The organism is Leptospira ainazelensis, assembly GCF_016918785.1.
GTDB lineage: Bacteria > Spirochaetota > Leptospiria > Leptospirales > Leptospiraceae > Leptospira > Leptospira ainazelensis.
In genome coordinates this window covers 78,478-92,924 of the sequence record NZ_JAFFPT010000045.1, presented here as the reverse complement: position 1 = coordinate 92,924, position 14,447 = coordinate 78,478, and the positions used below count along the sequence as shown (strand labels likewise).

At 43.3% G+C, this 14,447-nt stretch carries 8 protein-coding genes; 4 read left to right on the top strand and 4 right to left on the bottom strand.

The window, feature by feature from the left end; translation table 11 throughout:
• Window positions 1–17: 17 nt before the first annotated feature.
• Together JWG44_RS11585 and JWG44_RS11580 are read left to right on the top strand one after the other, a co-directional pair.
• On the top strand, window positions 18–1,589 hold the full coding sequence (locus tag JWG44_RS11585) for a GMC oxidoreductase (RefSeq protein ID WP_205275109.1): 1,572 nt from the start codon (window positions 18–20) through the stop codon (window positions 1,587–1,589).
• A gap of 306 nt (window positions 1,590–1,895) precedes the next feature.
• Window positions 1,896–2,606 (top strand): class I SAM-dependent methyltransferase, encoded by a 711-nt coding sequence (locus JWG44_RS11580; protein WP_205275108.1) that lies wholly within the window; start codon window positions 1,896–1,898, stop codon window positions 2,604–2,606.
• Between the two features lie 140 nt (window positions 2,607–2,746).
• On the opposite strand, the gene JWG44_RS11575 is transcribed toward JWG44_RS11580, so the two are convergent.
• The 4 genes from JWG44_RS11575 to JWG44_RS11560 all read right to left on the bottom strand — a co-directional run bounded on the left by JWG44_RS11575 (window position 2,747) and on the right by JWG44_RS11560 (window position 10,241).
• Window positions 2,747–6,940, bottom strand: coding sequence for an adenylate/guanylate cyclase domain-containing protein (locus tag JWG44_RS11575; RefSeq protein WP_205275107.1), 4,194 nt, complete (start codon window positions 6,938–6,940; stop codon window positions 2,747–2,749).
• A gap of 116 nt (window positions 6,941–7,056) precedes the next feature.
• Complete coding sequence (locus JWG44_RS11570; protein ID WP_205275106.1) at window positions 7,057–8,781, bottom strand: GMC oxidoreductase; 1,725 nt, start codon at window positions 8,779–8,781, stop codon at window positions 7,057–7,059.
• 27 nt (window positions 8,782–8,808) lie between these two features.
• Window positions 8,809–9,243 (bottom strand): hypothetical protein, encoded by a 435-nt coding sequence (locus tag JWG44_RS11565; RefSeq protein ID WP_205275105.1) that lies wholly within the window; start codon window positions 9,241–9,243, stop codon window positions 8,809–8,811.
• Window positions 9,237–10,241 (bottom strand): hypothetical protein, encoded by a 1,005-nt coding sequence (locus JWG44_RS11560; RefSeq protein ID WP_205275104.1) that lies wholly within the window; start codon window positions 10,239–10,241, stop codon window positions 9,237–9,239. The genes JWG44_RS11565 and JWG44_RS11560 overlap by 7 nt, the downstream gene beginning before the upstream one ends.
• A 357-nt stretch (window positions 10,242–10,598) precedes the next feature.
• On the opposite strand from JWG44_RS11560, the gene JWG44_RS11555 reads away from it, so the two are divergent.
• Together JWG44_RS11555 and JWG44_RS11550 are read left to right on the top strand one after the other, a co-directional pair.
• Window positions 10,599–13,130, top strand: a complete 2,532-nt coding sequence (locus tag JWG44_RS11555; protein WP_205275103.1) for a SpoIIE family protein phosphatase — start codon at window positions 10,599–10,601, stop codon at window positions 13,128–13,130.
• 243 nt (window positions 13,131–13,373) lie between these two features.
• Window positions 13,374–14,306: a cation diffusion facilitator family transporter gene (locus tag JWG44_RS11550; RefSeq protein ID WP_205275102.1), complete on the top strand. Its 933-nt coding sequence runs from the start codon at window positions 13,374–13,376 to the stop codon at window positions 14,304–14,306.
• The last annotated feature ends 141 nt before the right edge of the window (window positions 14,307–14,447 follow it).

Below are 14,447 nucleotides of genomic sequence, written 5' to 3'. Positions count from 1 at the left end.
CTCTTACGGAAGGAAGAATGTCAAACAGCAACGTGCAACAATACGACGCGGTCGTGATCGGATCCGGATTCGGCGGTTCGATCAGCGCCCTACGTCTTTCGGAAAAAGGCCAGAAAGTTTTAGTCCTGGAACGTGGTAAAAAATATACTCCGGGAATGTTTCCCCGGGACGTGCAGAACGTTAACAATCTTCTTTGGCGTTATCCCAAAAAGAAAAAATCCCTAGGGCTTTACGAACTGAATTTTTTCAGCGGACTCGGAACGGTTACCGCTTCTGGTCTCGGCGGCGGATCATTGATCTATGCGAACATTCACATTCGCCCGGACGACGCCGTATTTCAAGATCCAAGATGGCCGGCCCCTTTCAATCGAAAATATTTGGATCCCTACTACGATAAGGTCGCTTCTAAACTCGACGTAAAACCCGTTCCGCCGGAATGGGATCTTCCGAAAAGAAACAAGTTCAAGGCGGCTGCGGATTTAAATCGTTATTCTCACTTTGATCCGGACGAAGCGGTGAGTTGGTTAAAAGCGGCGAGACCAGGACAATCCGCTTGTCAACGTTGTGCGGAATGTGAATTCGGATGCAACCACGGCGCTAAAAATACATTAGATTTTAATTATATTGCCGACGCTCAAAAAAACGGAGCCGTGTTTCAAACGGATTCTTTGGCCTCGCATATCGCACCCGATCCCAAGGGAGGTTATATCGTATATTATGAAAATACGGTAACGGGAGAAAAACATTCAGTTTACGGAAAACGTGTAGTTCTTTCAGCCGGAACCCTCGGAACCAATCGAATTCTTTTTAACAGCCGGGATCATTACAGAACTTTGCCGAATCTAAGCAAACAGCTCGGAAACGGATATTCCGGAAACGGAGATTTTTTGGGAGGAATCGAATCCAGCAAAACGGATCTCAAACCCTGGGACGGACCGGACGTAACAACCGTGATCAATTATTTTCCGAACGGATTTCAATATACGATGGCTGCGCCTACTTTTAACGAACCGGTGATGGCGGTTCTTGCTTCCTTAGGAATCGCAAAACCGAATTGGTTTTTAAGAATGATCGGCCCTCTTTTTTGGAAAAGTTTGAAATGGATTCTTCCTTTGATATTTAAAAAGGGGTGGATTTCCAAACCTTTACCTCCCGGCGCTCCCGGTGCGGGCGATCCAAAATACATGACGAACCTTTTCGCAATCGGAAGAGACAATGCAAACGGAAGAATCGTTCGTTGTGGAAAAGACATCGACGTAAAATGGAAGTATTCAAAGGAGAATCAGACTCTCATTCAAAACATGACCGCTTCCATGCAGCAAGTCGGAGACGCCTACGGCGGACAGTTCGGTCCTCTCGCGACCTTTCTCTTGTTCAATCGAATTCTTTCCGTACATTCGATGGGCGGTTGTCATCTCGGAGCCAATCCCGACAAAGGTGTTGTTTCCGAAACCGGAGAAGTTTTCGGATATAAGAATCTATTCGTTGCCGACGGATCCGTGATTCCTTCCTCCATCGGATTTCACCCCGTCATGACGATTTCCGCGGTGGCCGAACATACGGCGGCTTCGATCTGCGCCAATCTATAAGAATTCCGAAAGGGAAAATAATCATGGAATTTCGCGCGACGGGAACGATAGAATTCGCCAAAAGTCCTTTATAAAAATTGACACGGGAAAGACGCATTCTAAAATTCTAATTTAGAAAAATCGATATCGATTCTTGATAAGACAAAAACCGAAAAGGATAAAAAAACTTTTCGGTTTTTGTTTAAAACGCAGACGAACACAACACAAAAAAAGAAAGTCGGTTTAAAATAAAGAGAAAACGGCTTTTGAGTTTTCAACCTACCATCTTGTTCAACATACAAAAGAAAAAAAGGAACTCGCGTAAAAATGCAACAAAATCAGCTTTATATCGATCTCGGATTGTCTGAAGACAAATACAGCCAAGAAGTGATCGAAGGACAACAGGTCTATACTAACAGTTTTTTAAGAGTCTACGACTTAGTGGTCTTACATATCATCAGCCGGTGGTTCTGGCGTTGCCCTCCTCAAAATATGGTGCAGCTCTACAATAAATATCTCAGCGCCAATCATTTGGACATCGGCGTCGGAACGGGTTATCTTTTACAAAAGGCAAAGTTCCCGGTCGAAAAACCGGCAATTTCAGTGATGGATCTAAACGCAAACAGCCTCATCGAAGCAAGGAGGCGTTTATCCCATCTCGCAGGCACATTCAACGCATATCGAGCCAATATCCTGGAACCGATCAACACCGAGGAAAAATTCGATTCCATCGGTTTGAGTTTTTTGTTTCATTGTGTTCCGGGCGCGATCCGCGAAAAGGCTTCGACGGCTTTTAAAAATCTTCTCAAAATTCGAAATCCTGATGGAGTGATTTTCGGATCTACCGCCTTACACGATCTGGGTCAGACCCATCACCTTTCCCGCAGAGGAATGAAAAATCTGAATCGAAGAGGAGTTTTTCACAATACACAAGACACTTTTTCCGATTTAGAAGCGGCTCTCAAAGAAAACTTTAAGGATTATGAACTGTATGTCATAGGAGCGATCGCATTCTTTGCTGGCAAAAAAGCCAAATAAAAGAAGAATCCGATTTTATTCTTTCGAAAAACGTTCTCCCGGAACTCCCTTGAAATCGGACTTGAAGTCCGATTTCAAGTTTTATCGCGGCAAAATTTGCATATTCTGAAAATAGAATATTCTTATCATTTAAAAAAGTTTCAATAGATCGGATTGGCTTCCAATCTTTGTAGATCCCTTTTCGCATTCAGTTCCAGAAAAATTCCTTTTGCGGTCGATATACGTTCCTGATCCTTTAGGAGTTGGCCGATTTCATACAACGCAGTCGCATATTCCCAACGATTCATCGTATTGGAAAGAAACAGTTCCGCTTCTTTAAAAATCGCCTCAGCCTTTTTAACGTTTCCGGAGTAGAATTTTAATTTTCCTTTCAGGACTAAAGCGGGGCCGTAAAGATACGGTAAGGACTTTCCTAATTTCAATCCGTTCTTTAAACCGTATTGAATGATTTTGTTCAAACTCTTATCGCCGGTTTCCCTTTGGGCAAAAAGCGCGGCTTCCGCAAGATAAACGTTCCCGATTTGAAGTTGCGGGAATTTTACTTCGCATCTCAAAAATCCTTCATAACTTCTTTTCGACCAATACGCGGCTTTTTCCGTCCAACCTTCGTAGATCGTGAGTTTGAGGAGTTTATTGATCGTAGAAAGCTCGTTCATCACGTCGTTCTCGGAGGCGGCCCTTTCGGCTTCCACCATCAGTCTTTTTTCCAAATCCAAAGGATCAACTTCTCCGAGAAGATATCCGAAATAGGGTGACCAAATTCGAGTCCATCGTAGCTGAAGCTGAGCTCCAAGATCGCTCGCCAACTCACCGATATCGTCAAAGTATTTTTTCGCGGTTCTAAAATCGGATTGGAAATAATAGAGAAATCCGCCGGAAGAAAGCGCGGAAAGCAGATCCCACTTCTCGCCGACTTGTCTATAAATCGCAACCGAATCGTGAAGATACGGAAGACCCAAGTCGGGACGATTCTGCATCATATAATAGATTCCGTGGACGAGAAACCCGATCGCTCGGGCGTAAGGATCTCCGGTTTTTTCGGCGAGCTCCATTCCCTTGCTCAGAAAGTGTTTGGAAGGACCGAAAAGATTTAATCCGAAGAATACCTGACCTAACGCGCATTCGGCGAGAGACTGTCTAACGGGATCGTCGAAACGTTGAGTCGCGTTGTATTGGGTAAACACGGACCAGCCGAATTTCTTGATGTCCTTCATGATGTATAACTTTGCAAGAGTTACCAAAATGATACATCTCAAACGCAATCGTTCGGCTTTGTTTGCGGAAGTGTAGGACGGTCCCAAAAGAGAAAATCTAAGAACAAAAGGAATTTGTAATACGATTTTGAATATCGTATCCGGTCGACTTCCGGGCGCGCGGATTCCCGTAAAACGAAGCGCCGTTTCCAACGCTTCCATCGCGCGGGGAATATCATCCTGTTCTTGATAAACCTGACCCAAACCGGTGTAGGAACGAATCAAATTAAAAGCGGCCTTATTTTCCAAACAATCCCTAAAAAGGGCTTCCGCTTTGGAATATTCGCCCAGTTGCCGATGAACGTGCGCTAATTCCTGTGTGATTTCGTAGTAAAGATCACTTTTACTTTTTCCAGCTTGAGCGATCATTTCCAGAACTTGACCGTAGTGATAGATCGCATCCCGGTTTGCGTATCGACTTCTCGCCTTACGAGCGGCCATCAAAGAATATTTGGAAGCCTTTTCGTAATCGGCGCACTGTTGATAGTGAAACGCAAGAATGTCCGCCATCTCCACGATATTGTTTTCGTTTTCCTCTTCGATAAAGGACGCGATTCGTTTGTGTAAATCCTCCCGCGTAGAATGAAGAAGCGTATTGTACACGATGTCTCTGATTACTATATGTTTGAAAATATACGTGAGGGGATCGGTGATCTCCAAAGGGGTCAGATCCAAACCTTCCAAACTCTGTAGAATGTTTTGAATTTCGGAGCGAAATTCCACGGGAAGAAGATGATTGAGTGTTTGAACATTGATCAAACGTCCGATCACGGACGCCGTTTTTAAAACGATCTTTTCGCGTTCCTGCAAACGATCCACACGAGCGAGTAAAACGTCGTTGAGCGTGTTCGGAATTTGAATGTCTCTCGTGGTTTCCGAAGGAGAAAGGGTTCCATTCTCCAATTTTTTCAAAGTTCCTTCTTCGATCAAATTGTGAACGATCGATTCCAAGAAGAACGGGTTTCCGCTGGATCGGTTCAGAATTTGATCCAAAAAATCCTCCTGACTCGTATCCATCTTGAATTTATGAACTAAAAAGTCCCTGGCTTCTTCCGGCTTGAATTCTTTCAGACGAATGAGTTCCTCGTTCGGAGCAACTGATTCTTCCGCAAACTGCCCTTCGGGTCTGGAAACCAAAATCAACATGGCTTTCATAGATGGAAGTCTCGCCGCTAATTTCTCCAAAAGTCGGCTGGAAAGTTCGTCGATCCAGTGAACGTCTTCGAAAATCAATAAAAGAGGTTTTCGTTCCGCGCGTTCTTGAAGTAAGGAAATGATGATTTCAAAAAGTCTTTCGTTCTTTTGTTTTCTGTCAATCTCGCGGGTCAAAGGATCCTCTTCAACGGGGACTCCCATCAGCGCAACGAGCGCCTTTGCCCAGGCGATATCAAACGAATTCAATTTTACTAATGCGTTTTCAGCCTTGGAAACCCTGGTTTCGATAGAGTCGTCTTCGAAAATACCAAGAAACAAACTGAGCAATTCTTTCCAAGGATAGAATGGGGTGAACTTTTCGTAAGGATAACAATATCCGATAAGAATTTCGACTTCTCGATCGTAAGCCTGATCGATAAAAGTATTGGTCAGCCTCGACTTCCCCAACCCGGCGTCGGCGATAACTCTACAAACAACTCCGCCTTTTTCCATAGAAATATCGAGCATCTTGTGAAGACGATTGATCTCGTCCTTTCTGCCGATCATCGGATCTCTGTACTGAATGAGCAGACCCGGAATGTTTTTTTGTTCGCCGGTGAGCTGAAAAACTTTTTTTACGCCGCTCACACCTTTGAGTTCGATGTCTCCGACTTCATGAAACGTAAAATTCTTTCCCAACTTACTTTTAGTTTGGGAGTCGATTAGAATTCCGGTTTGTCCGGCTAACGTGGACAGACGAGCCGCGATATTCATCATCTCTCCGATCGCGGTAAAGTCCTTTCTAAACGGAGCGCCTAAATCCCCGCAATAAGCCATTCCTGTGGAGATTCCGGTCTGTAGATTTTTTGCCGCGGGAAAAGCCGAAGCCCCTTCCGTAAGCCGTAACGCAAAACGAGCGGCCAATGCTTCCTTATTCTCCAGAGCCGCGGGCGCGCCGAAAAGAATCAAAAAAAGCGCCCCCTTGTCGGACAAATCCGTAAGAACAAACGTTCCCGAACATGCCGCCACAATACCTTGGATATAAACAAAAAATTCGTTAAAATTTTTGGAATCCGAACTCGATTCCAACGGAGAATCGATGTGAACAAATGCCGCCGCGACTTCCCGGTAATCTCCGGAGAATGCCCTGTGAACGTTCGTGATTCTCTGATACAACTCCGGAACGATAAAACGTTTACAACGTTTGAAAAAACGCTCCGAAGAAATTCTTTCAGTATTTTCGGAACGGGACGGTGGAACGTAGTTATTGTCGATTCTTTCACAATCGATCAAACGTACGAAGTTGGAATTGATACTTTCTCCGGTTTTTGAATCCGGAAGAAGATCCCAAAGTTTCGCGCTGAGAATGATTTCTCCGCCTAACGCTAATTTTTCGGCGGAAATAGAATCGTCGACCGGAGTTCCCGCGATGACCGCTCTTAAAAAACGATCCGGATCTCCCAAAATAAATTCATGATATTCTCCATAACCCAGACCTACTCTCGCCGGAAGATTGACGTTTTCACCCAGAAGTTGATTGGAGCTGTATTCCGAAATCGAATTAAAAATTCCTAATGCACAATTTGCGACGCGTAAAGCCGCGTCGGTATCGGTTTCGTCTTCTTTTTTTTCGAAACTTACAAGGACCGAATCCCCCGCAAATTGATAAACCGCGCCGCCCCATTGATTCATATGATCCAGAAGTGCCGTGTAATAATTGGAAAGAACGGTTTGAAGGGCGTCGATTCCTCTTGTACCCTTTGCGGCAAGAGCTAAGGTAGTAGGAGTAAAACCGACGACGTCAAAAAAAAGAACCGCTCCCTCAAACGACTGGGAACGCTGGAGTTTCGACTCGTTGGAATCTGCCAATTTTCGGACAACCGCAGACGGTAGATATGGTCTGATCAGTTCGAGTGTGTCTTTGATGGATTCCGTTGCACTATTCATAATAATCCTAAAACCAATGTTATTTTTGTTTCAACAATTCTGCAAGGCAGTTAGACGAAGAAATTTGACCAATTATTCGCGGTATTGTCCTTTAACTTGCAGAATTGTTATTTTTATTAAAGTTTTGGCGTCGGTTTAATGCCCGTAATTCCTTCCGCTACCCGTTCGGAAAGAGCCGCGATCGTCATCGAAGGGTTGGCCCCAATCGCGGTCGGAGAAAGACTTCCGTCAGCCACATACAGTCCCGTGTACGAAAAAACCTGCCCGAAAGTCTTCGGCTCTGCGGAAGTCACCGCGGTCACTTTGGAATTCCCCAGAATACAACCACCTAACGGGTGTACGGAGACGTTATTACGGATCGGCCAAGCCCAGGTGGGCATCGCAAAATGAGCCTTCGCTTTTACGTACGAGGCAAAATTCTTAGTTACGTCCAAAATCGCTTCGTAAAGAGGCATACTGTTCTTCTGAGGCCACTGCAGCTGAATCCCCCGTTTCCGATCCAATACCATTCTTCCATCCGAATGATCCACTCCCATACAAAGAAGAACCAAGGACGTGTAAGAAACGTCCCCTTTCATCACTTCGCTCATAAGATAACCGATTTTTCCGAATATCTTTCCGCTCAAAAAACGTTTGAAAAGTTCTCCGATCATGTGAAAGAAAAATCCGATTCTGAAAATAAACGGGATCGCCGCTTCGGCGAAATACGCCGCAAAAACCGGATAACTTGCGTCCTCTAAAACAAAAGCCTTCTTCGGATCGAAATTTTTGAAAAGATTGTAATCGGTATATTGAGTAATGACCGGTCCGTAGTTCGGATCGGCGGGTTGTGTTCCTTTGGTCGCAAACGATAGAAAATCTCCGTTCCCGGAAAATTGTTTCCCTATATGCTCCGAAATATCGGGAAGAGTTTTGTATTCTTCCTTACACTTGAGAAGAAGTTCGGTGGTGCCTAACGTTCCAGCGGAGACAACTACTCTTTTTGTAAGAACGGAATCAAGTCCCCGATTGGTCGACGATAAATCGAGAAAATAAATTCTATATCCGTGTTCACCGTGCGCGGACGGATCGTCGTTTCCATCCGAAGAAACCGGCACGATCTTTTGGACTAGGTGTTCCGTTCTTACATCGGCCTTGTATTTATTCTCGGCGACGAAAAGATAATTCAGATCCAACGTGTTTTTAGAATGGGAATTACATCCTATATCACATTCGGCACAGTATGTACACGAAGTTTGGACGGCTCCGTAACGGTTCTTTTCCTGAAGTCCGATCTCGGTCGGTTTTTTAAAATCGTTCCCGAAAAATACGTTGATATCGGCGAGTTTCGATTCTCTTCCCTGCGACTTCGCAAACTTCTGATAGAGTTCGGTGCGGACGATTCTTCTTCTCGGATCGTTATTGATTGGAATCGGTCGAGACCCAAGGACTTCCTTTACAATTTTGTAATATGATGTGAGACTTTTCTTTTTTACGGTTTCAGGCCATCTGTCATCGAAGATATGATCCGGCGGTTCCAAAAATACGTTGGCGTAAATCAAAGATCCGCCTCCGAGTCCCGCCGATAAAACTACGTCCATATTCGGGTAGTTTCGAATATCGAAGAGTCCCGTTTGGTTTAACTTTGATAGTTTCCCCGGTCTCAGTTTTGTCTTGTTTTCTTCGGGAACATTCCAGAAGTTTTTGGCCATATCGTGAGGAGAACGCGGGAAAGAACCCTTTGGATACCGTTTTCCCCGTTCCAGGATCAGAACCTGGCCGGGCCATTTTTTACTCAATCTACAACCGTTTACGGCTCCGCCGAAACCGGTGCCTATCACAACCGCTTCGTATTTTTTCATTACAACCCCGATAATTATATTGATATATTAAAATAAACTAAATTCAAATCGATGCAAAAGATAAATTCCGATGATCAGAGCCCCCAAAAAAGAGACAAAGGAGAATACTAAATGGAACTTTTCCCAGCCGTCCAAAGAGCGAAATCCTTTATAACTTCGTTTCCAAGCCCATTTCGGCAGTTCTTCCAATTCGTCCCCGAGCTTATGAAGATCAAAGATCGTAATCACTAAAAGGGCGAGAGTTGAAATCAAAAGAATCGGTTTTATAAACCCGGATACTCTGCAAAAAAGTTCACCGAAAAAGCCGAGGTTCCCCCAGCAAACAAACGTGCGTAACGTGACCCAAACGATCAAAATCGGCAGACCGGCGAAAACGATGAGGATTTCTCCCCAGATCGAATTGCGTTTTACTTTACGTTTTCTTTTTTTTCGAGGGCTCTCCTCGTTTACCGCTTCTACCATAAGTCATCTCCGTTATAGAGTTCGATTTGTTTTCGGGAATCTTCGTTCTGAAAGTAACCGAGAGCTTTCCAGACTTCCAAAGAAACGGTTTTATATGCCTTCCAGGATTTTTCACAGTTTGGAGTAATCGGAATATCTCTCAACTCCACAACCTTCTGAACGTATTCCTGACAGTTGTTAGCTTGATATCTTTCCTTTTGCAAAGGATCATATTTAGGAAAGGAGTTCGATATTTTCAAACGATTCAATAAGATCTTTCTCATATTATCTTCGCACTTCGTTCCGAAAATACAATGCCAAGGATTGTCGTTCCCGGTAAGTTCCCTTACTTTTGGAAAATCGTCTTTTACGATAATTTCTTTTAGTTGAGAACGGAAAAGATTCGGAATTCCTTTTGCATAGTTTTCCCATTCCGTCACCCTGTTGTCGCTGTGAACCGGATGATCCGGAAGAGTCATATCGGAGGCGTGTCCCCTTCCCGTCGGATACATCTTATTAGAATTATATAATTTACGATGTGCGAATGAATCCCCTAAAAGATGAAAGGCAAATCCTAAAGCGCAGAGTTTTTCGGGTTGTTTTTCTTTTTTAGAAGTAAGTTCGTTTCTCAGCCGATCGAGAACTACAAGTGCGACATTTCTGAGGTGTTCGCTGTTCCCGCCGGTTAAGCCGTGCAGAAGTTGCTGGACTTCGGCCATTCGACCGAGCGTATAACGAGAACCCCGATCGGTAAAAACCCAAAGTAGATATTGAAACGGATAATCGATCGCCAACTTTCTATAAACGCCGATCGCGTCCAACTCCGGAACTTCGTCCGGAAGTTGCGCGCAGAAAGCGACGAGAGCCGTCTCATCCCTGGTGAGCGGAGAAGGAGTATGAAAATTATTTAATACGGTTTGAACCGTATAAAAATGACCATCCTCCTGATACGCACCGAGGTTGTGACATAACAATAAAAGAACGATAAAGATCGATTTAGTCAATTTCTTCCCAAACATAAATCGACAATAAATGCATCTTTTGACAACAATTGCAACAATAGTTTACTCCATTGACCTCTTTCCTGACATTTTTTAAAAAAATAGACTACCGCCGGGACTTTGAAAATGAAGAATCAAAGGAATTCAGTAATCGGGCCAAAAAGCGGAAACGCCGTTTATCTCAAAAGTAAGCGGAATGTTTTCCGGTAAAAAATATGCTTGTAAATGCGAAGTTCCATTTCATTCTCCCCAGGGTCTTTATCGGTTTCCATCCAGGATTGAAAACCGAAACAATTCCGATAACAAAACGTTAGAACCGTTGATCCAAAGTTTCGGTTTTAGCGGCTCCAACGGAAGAATCTTCTCGATAAAAAAATGAATCATCAATTTAGAATTTTCGCATATATCCTCGTCCTGATCCTTTCCTTTCAAACAACCCTGTTTTCGCAAAATTCGATTCCTCTCGTAAAGGATTGCGACGCGGAAGAACATTGTGTGGCGAAGGACTGGAAAATAATAGATCGATTTGAAGATCGTTTTTTGAATGAAAACGTAGTTCCGTCCTCCGAATGGAAGAATGTTCAAACGTTTCCGATCTGGGTAAACAAATTCTATTCTCACAATTCCTCTCTTCGTACGTTTACCTTTTATACGGAGTTCGATCTACCGAGTCGATTTTTAGAAAGTCCTTTGGAACCGGGAATTCGATTCGGAGAAATCGGAGAAACCTTCGAAATTTACATCAACGGAAAAATTATAGCAAAGGAAGGCGAAATTTCCGATCGGAAGGTGATCTTCCATAGAACCGTACGAGGCCAGGTTTATGAAATTGACCGGGAAATTCTTAAACAAAAAGGAAACCGTTTACTCGTAAAAATCTCCGGAGATCCGAAATACGATCATACCGGATTTTATCTGACGTCCGGATACGAAATCGGATATTATAAAGAATTAATATACAAGGAACAGGACCGAATCGCACTGATTCTGATCGGAATTTATATCACCACCGGACTCTATCATTTTTTTCTCTTTCTCAAACGGAAAAAAGAAAGGCATAATTTTTCGTTCGGCCTTTTCGCACTTTCACTCGGATTGTATATTTATACGAGGTCGTCCGCGGTCTTTGAAAACCAAATCGATTCTACGCTGATACAAAGGATCGAATTGATCGGCTTGTATATTTGTATCTCGAGTTATTTTACGTTTATGAGTCAGCTTTTTTATGGAAAGACGATTTCTCTCATCCGTTATTATTCGATCTTCAACGCCATTCTCGTAATTCCTACCCTTTTTACTCCGATGTATATCTCCGAATATTTGCTGAGGGTTTGGCAAATGGGCGCAATTTTTTACGCAGTCCCGGTAAACTTTTACGTTCTGATCAAGGGTGTAAGACTTAAACTTCCGGCGGCAAAAAGATTGTTCTTAGGCACCGTAATCATTACGTTTACGGCGATTTTCGACGTTTTGGATTCTTTGTTTTTCAACACTGGTTTTGCTTTTAGTAAATACGGATTCTTCTTTTATGTGATGGGAATCGCTACCGTTCTCGCTGAAAGATTTAGCGAACTTCATGCAAAGACCGAAGAACTCAACACAAATCTGGAACAAAGAGTGGAGGAAAGAACTCGGGAACTCACGGAAACTCTGGATAAAATGAGCAAGCTCAAAGATCAACAGGACGGAGATTACTTTCTCACTTCCTTGCTCATCAATCCTCTCGGACAAAACAACGCGGAAAGCGAAAATGTTAAGATAGAATTTTTTATCAAACAGAAGAAACAGTTTCAATTTAAGAATCTCCGAAACGAAATCGGAGGAGATCTTTGTAAGACCGAAAGTATAGTTCTCAAGGGAAGAAAACTCACCGTATTTTTCAACGCGGACGCGATGGGAAAATCGATGCAAGGCGCCGGCGGGGCTTTAGTCTTGGGCGCCGTATTCAAATCGATTATCGAAAGGACCCGCTTTAGCGCGTTTATGAAAGATCTTTATCCGGAAAGATGGTTAAAAAACGCATTCATAGAATTGCATAGAGTTTTCGAAAGTTTCGAGGGTTCCATGTTGGTTTCTATCGTTTTAGGAGTCATCGAGGACGACACGGGTTTTACATACTACATGAACGCCGAACATCCGTATTCCATTCTCTATCGCGACGGAATCGCTTCTTTTTTGGGTGAGAATATTTTTTACAGAAAACTCGGATCACAACTCGTGGAAGGAACACTTTCGGTTCAAACGTTTCAATTCCTACCGGGGGACGTCCTTTTTAACGGATCCGATGGAAGAGACGATATTCTTTTGGAGAACATCGACGGAAAAAAAAATATGAACTACGATGAGACAAGAATTCTTCGCATCGTAGAAGAATCCAAAGGAGATCTGAAAAGAATCGATTCACAACTCGAAAGAGAAGGTGTTCTTACCGACGATCTCTCCATCATGAGAATCGAATGGAACGGAACCGTTCCCAAACGAGTAAAAATCAAATTCGCCAAAAAAGATAAGAAGTCGTTGGATAAATTTTTTACCGAAATCAGAGAAGGAAGACAGGCTCATCCGGCGGCGCTAAAAGAACTTAGCATCGCTTACTTTCGTATAAGAGAATACGACAAAGCCTCTTACTGTGCTCACGAGTATTTGAAAGCGACACCTTCAGACGATCTAATGTTAGGATATACGTCGCGGATGTTGAGAAAAGCGGGGGAGATCCATCAGTCCGTGGACGTCGGAGAACGTTTGCGAATCCGAGATCCAAAAAACGTTCGAAATCTGAGAAACCTGATTCGCGCTTACAAGGGCCTGAACAACGCGGAAAGAATTTTTAAGCTGGAAGAAATCCTCGGCGCCGCGAGTTTCAAAAGGAAAAGCCGAAAATCCACCCCCTTTGAATCGCCTATTTGAAAACTTAAATCCGAAATAGAATCCAACGATTTCATAAAATACGATTCTTTCGATAATAGGAAATCAATTTCAAACATCCAAAATCTCTTTTAGAAAAGTCTAATAAAAACAACCTTCAAGGAAAAACGTCCTCATAGAATTCCATTAGAGAATCCATTCTCAACAACAGAATATTTTTTCTATTTACATACCGGTGGAACCTCTAATCTGGGAACAGAACTCTAACTCAACTTGGAAATAAACATGGGTCATCATCACTCGCATAATCATTCTCACGATCACTCGCATAATCATGGTGATCATCATCAAAACTCGAGCAGAGCGCTGATGATCGCGATGACCTTCAATCTTTTATACGCCGCGGTCGAAGCAGGAATCGGGTTGTGGTCCGGCTCCCTTGCTTTGTTGTCGGACGCGGGACACAACTTGATGGACGTGAGTTCTCTTTTTCTCGCGTGGATTGCGATCAAACTTCAGCAAAGGGCGCCTTCTCCCGGTTTTACTTATGGTTTGAAAAAGTCTTCGATCTTAGTCAGCCTTCTCAACTCGATTCTTCTTTTTGGAACCTTTGCTTTTATCGTCTACGAATCGATTGAAAAACTTTCCAATCCGAGTCCGGTCTCCGGCGGTATGATCGCAATCGTTGCTCTCGTCGGGGTTGTCGTAAACTTTTCCACTTCGTTTTTATTTCACAAAAGTAAGGACGGCGACTTAAATCTAAAAGGCGCGTATCTTCATTTGCTCGCGGATGGAATGGTTTCCTTGGGGGTGATCGTCTCGGGTTTGTTGATTCAGTGGAAGGGAATTTATTGGATCGATCCAGTTGCCGGTCTCCTCGTCGCTTTGTTTATTTTGTATGGAAACATTCCGCTTTTTAAGGAAAGCCTTCGTTTGAGTTTGGATTCGACGCCGGACACGATTCATTCCGAAACGGTAGAGAAACAACTCAAATCGATCGACGGAGTATTAAATATTCATCATGTTCATATTTGGTCTTTGAGCACTACGGAAAACGCGCTGACCGCACATCTCGTTTTGAAAAACGATCTTTCTTCGGAACGACGAAGAATCATCAAAACCGAAGCAAGAACCATTTTAAAAGGACTTCAAATCGCACACGTAACCTTGGAAACCGAGGAAGAAAGGGATAATTGCGGTCAAATCGATTGCAACTAACGTTTGAACGCGGCTTTTGAAACTTGCATTTTCGAGAAACAAAATCGAAATTCATTTTTTCCTTTGTTTATCAGTCTTCCAGACGGGAAATAAAAAGGATTCGACGGATGGAAATTTAATGAGAAGAATCTTTTATCTCTT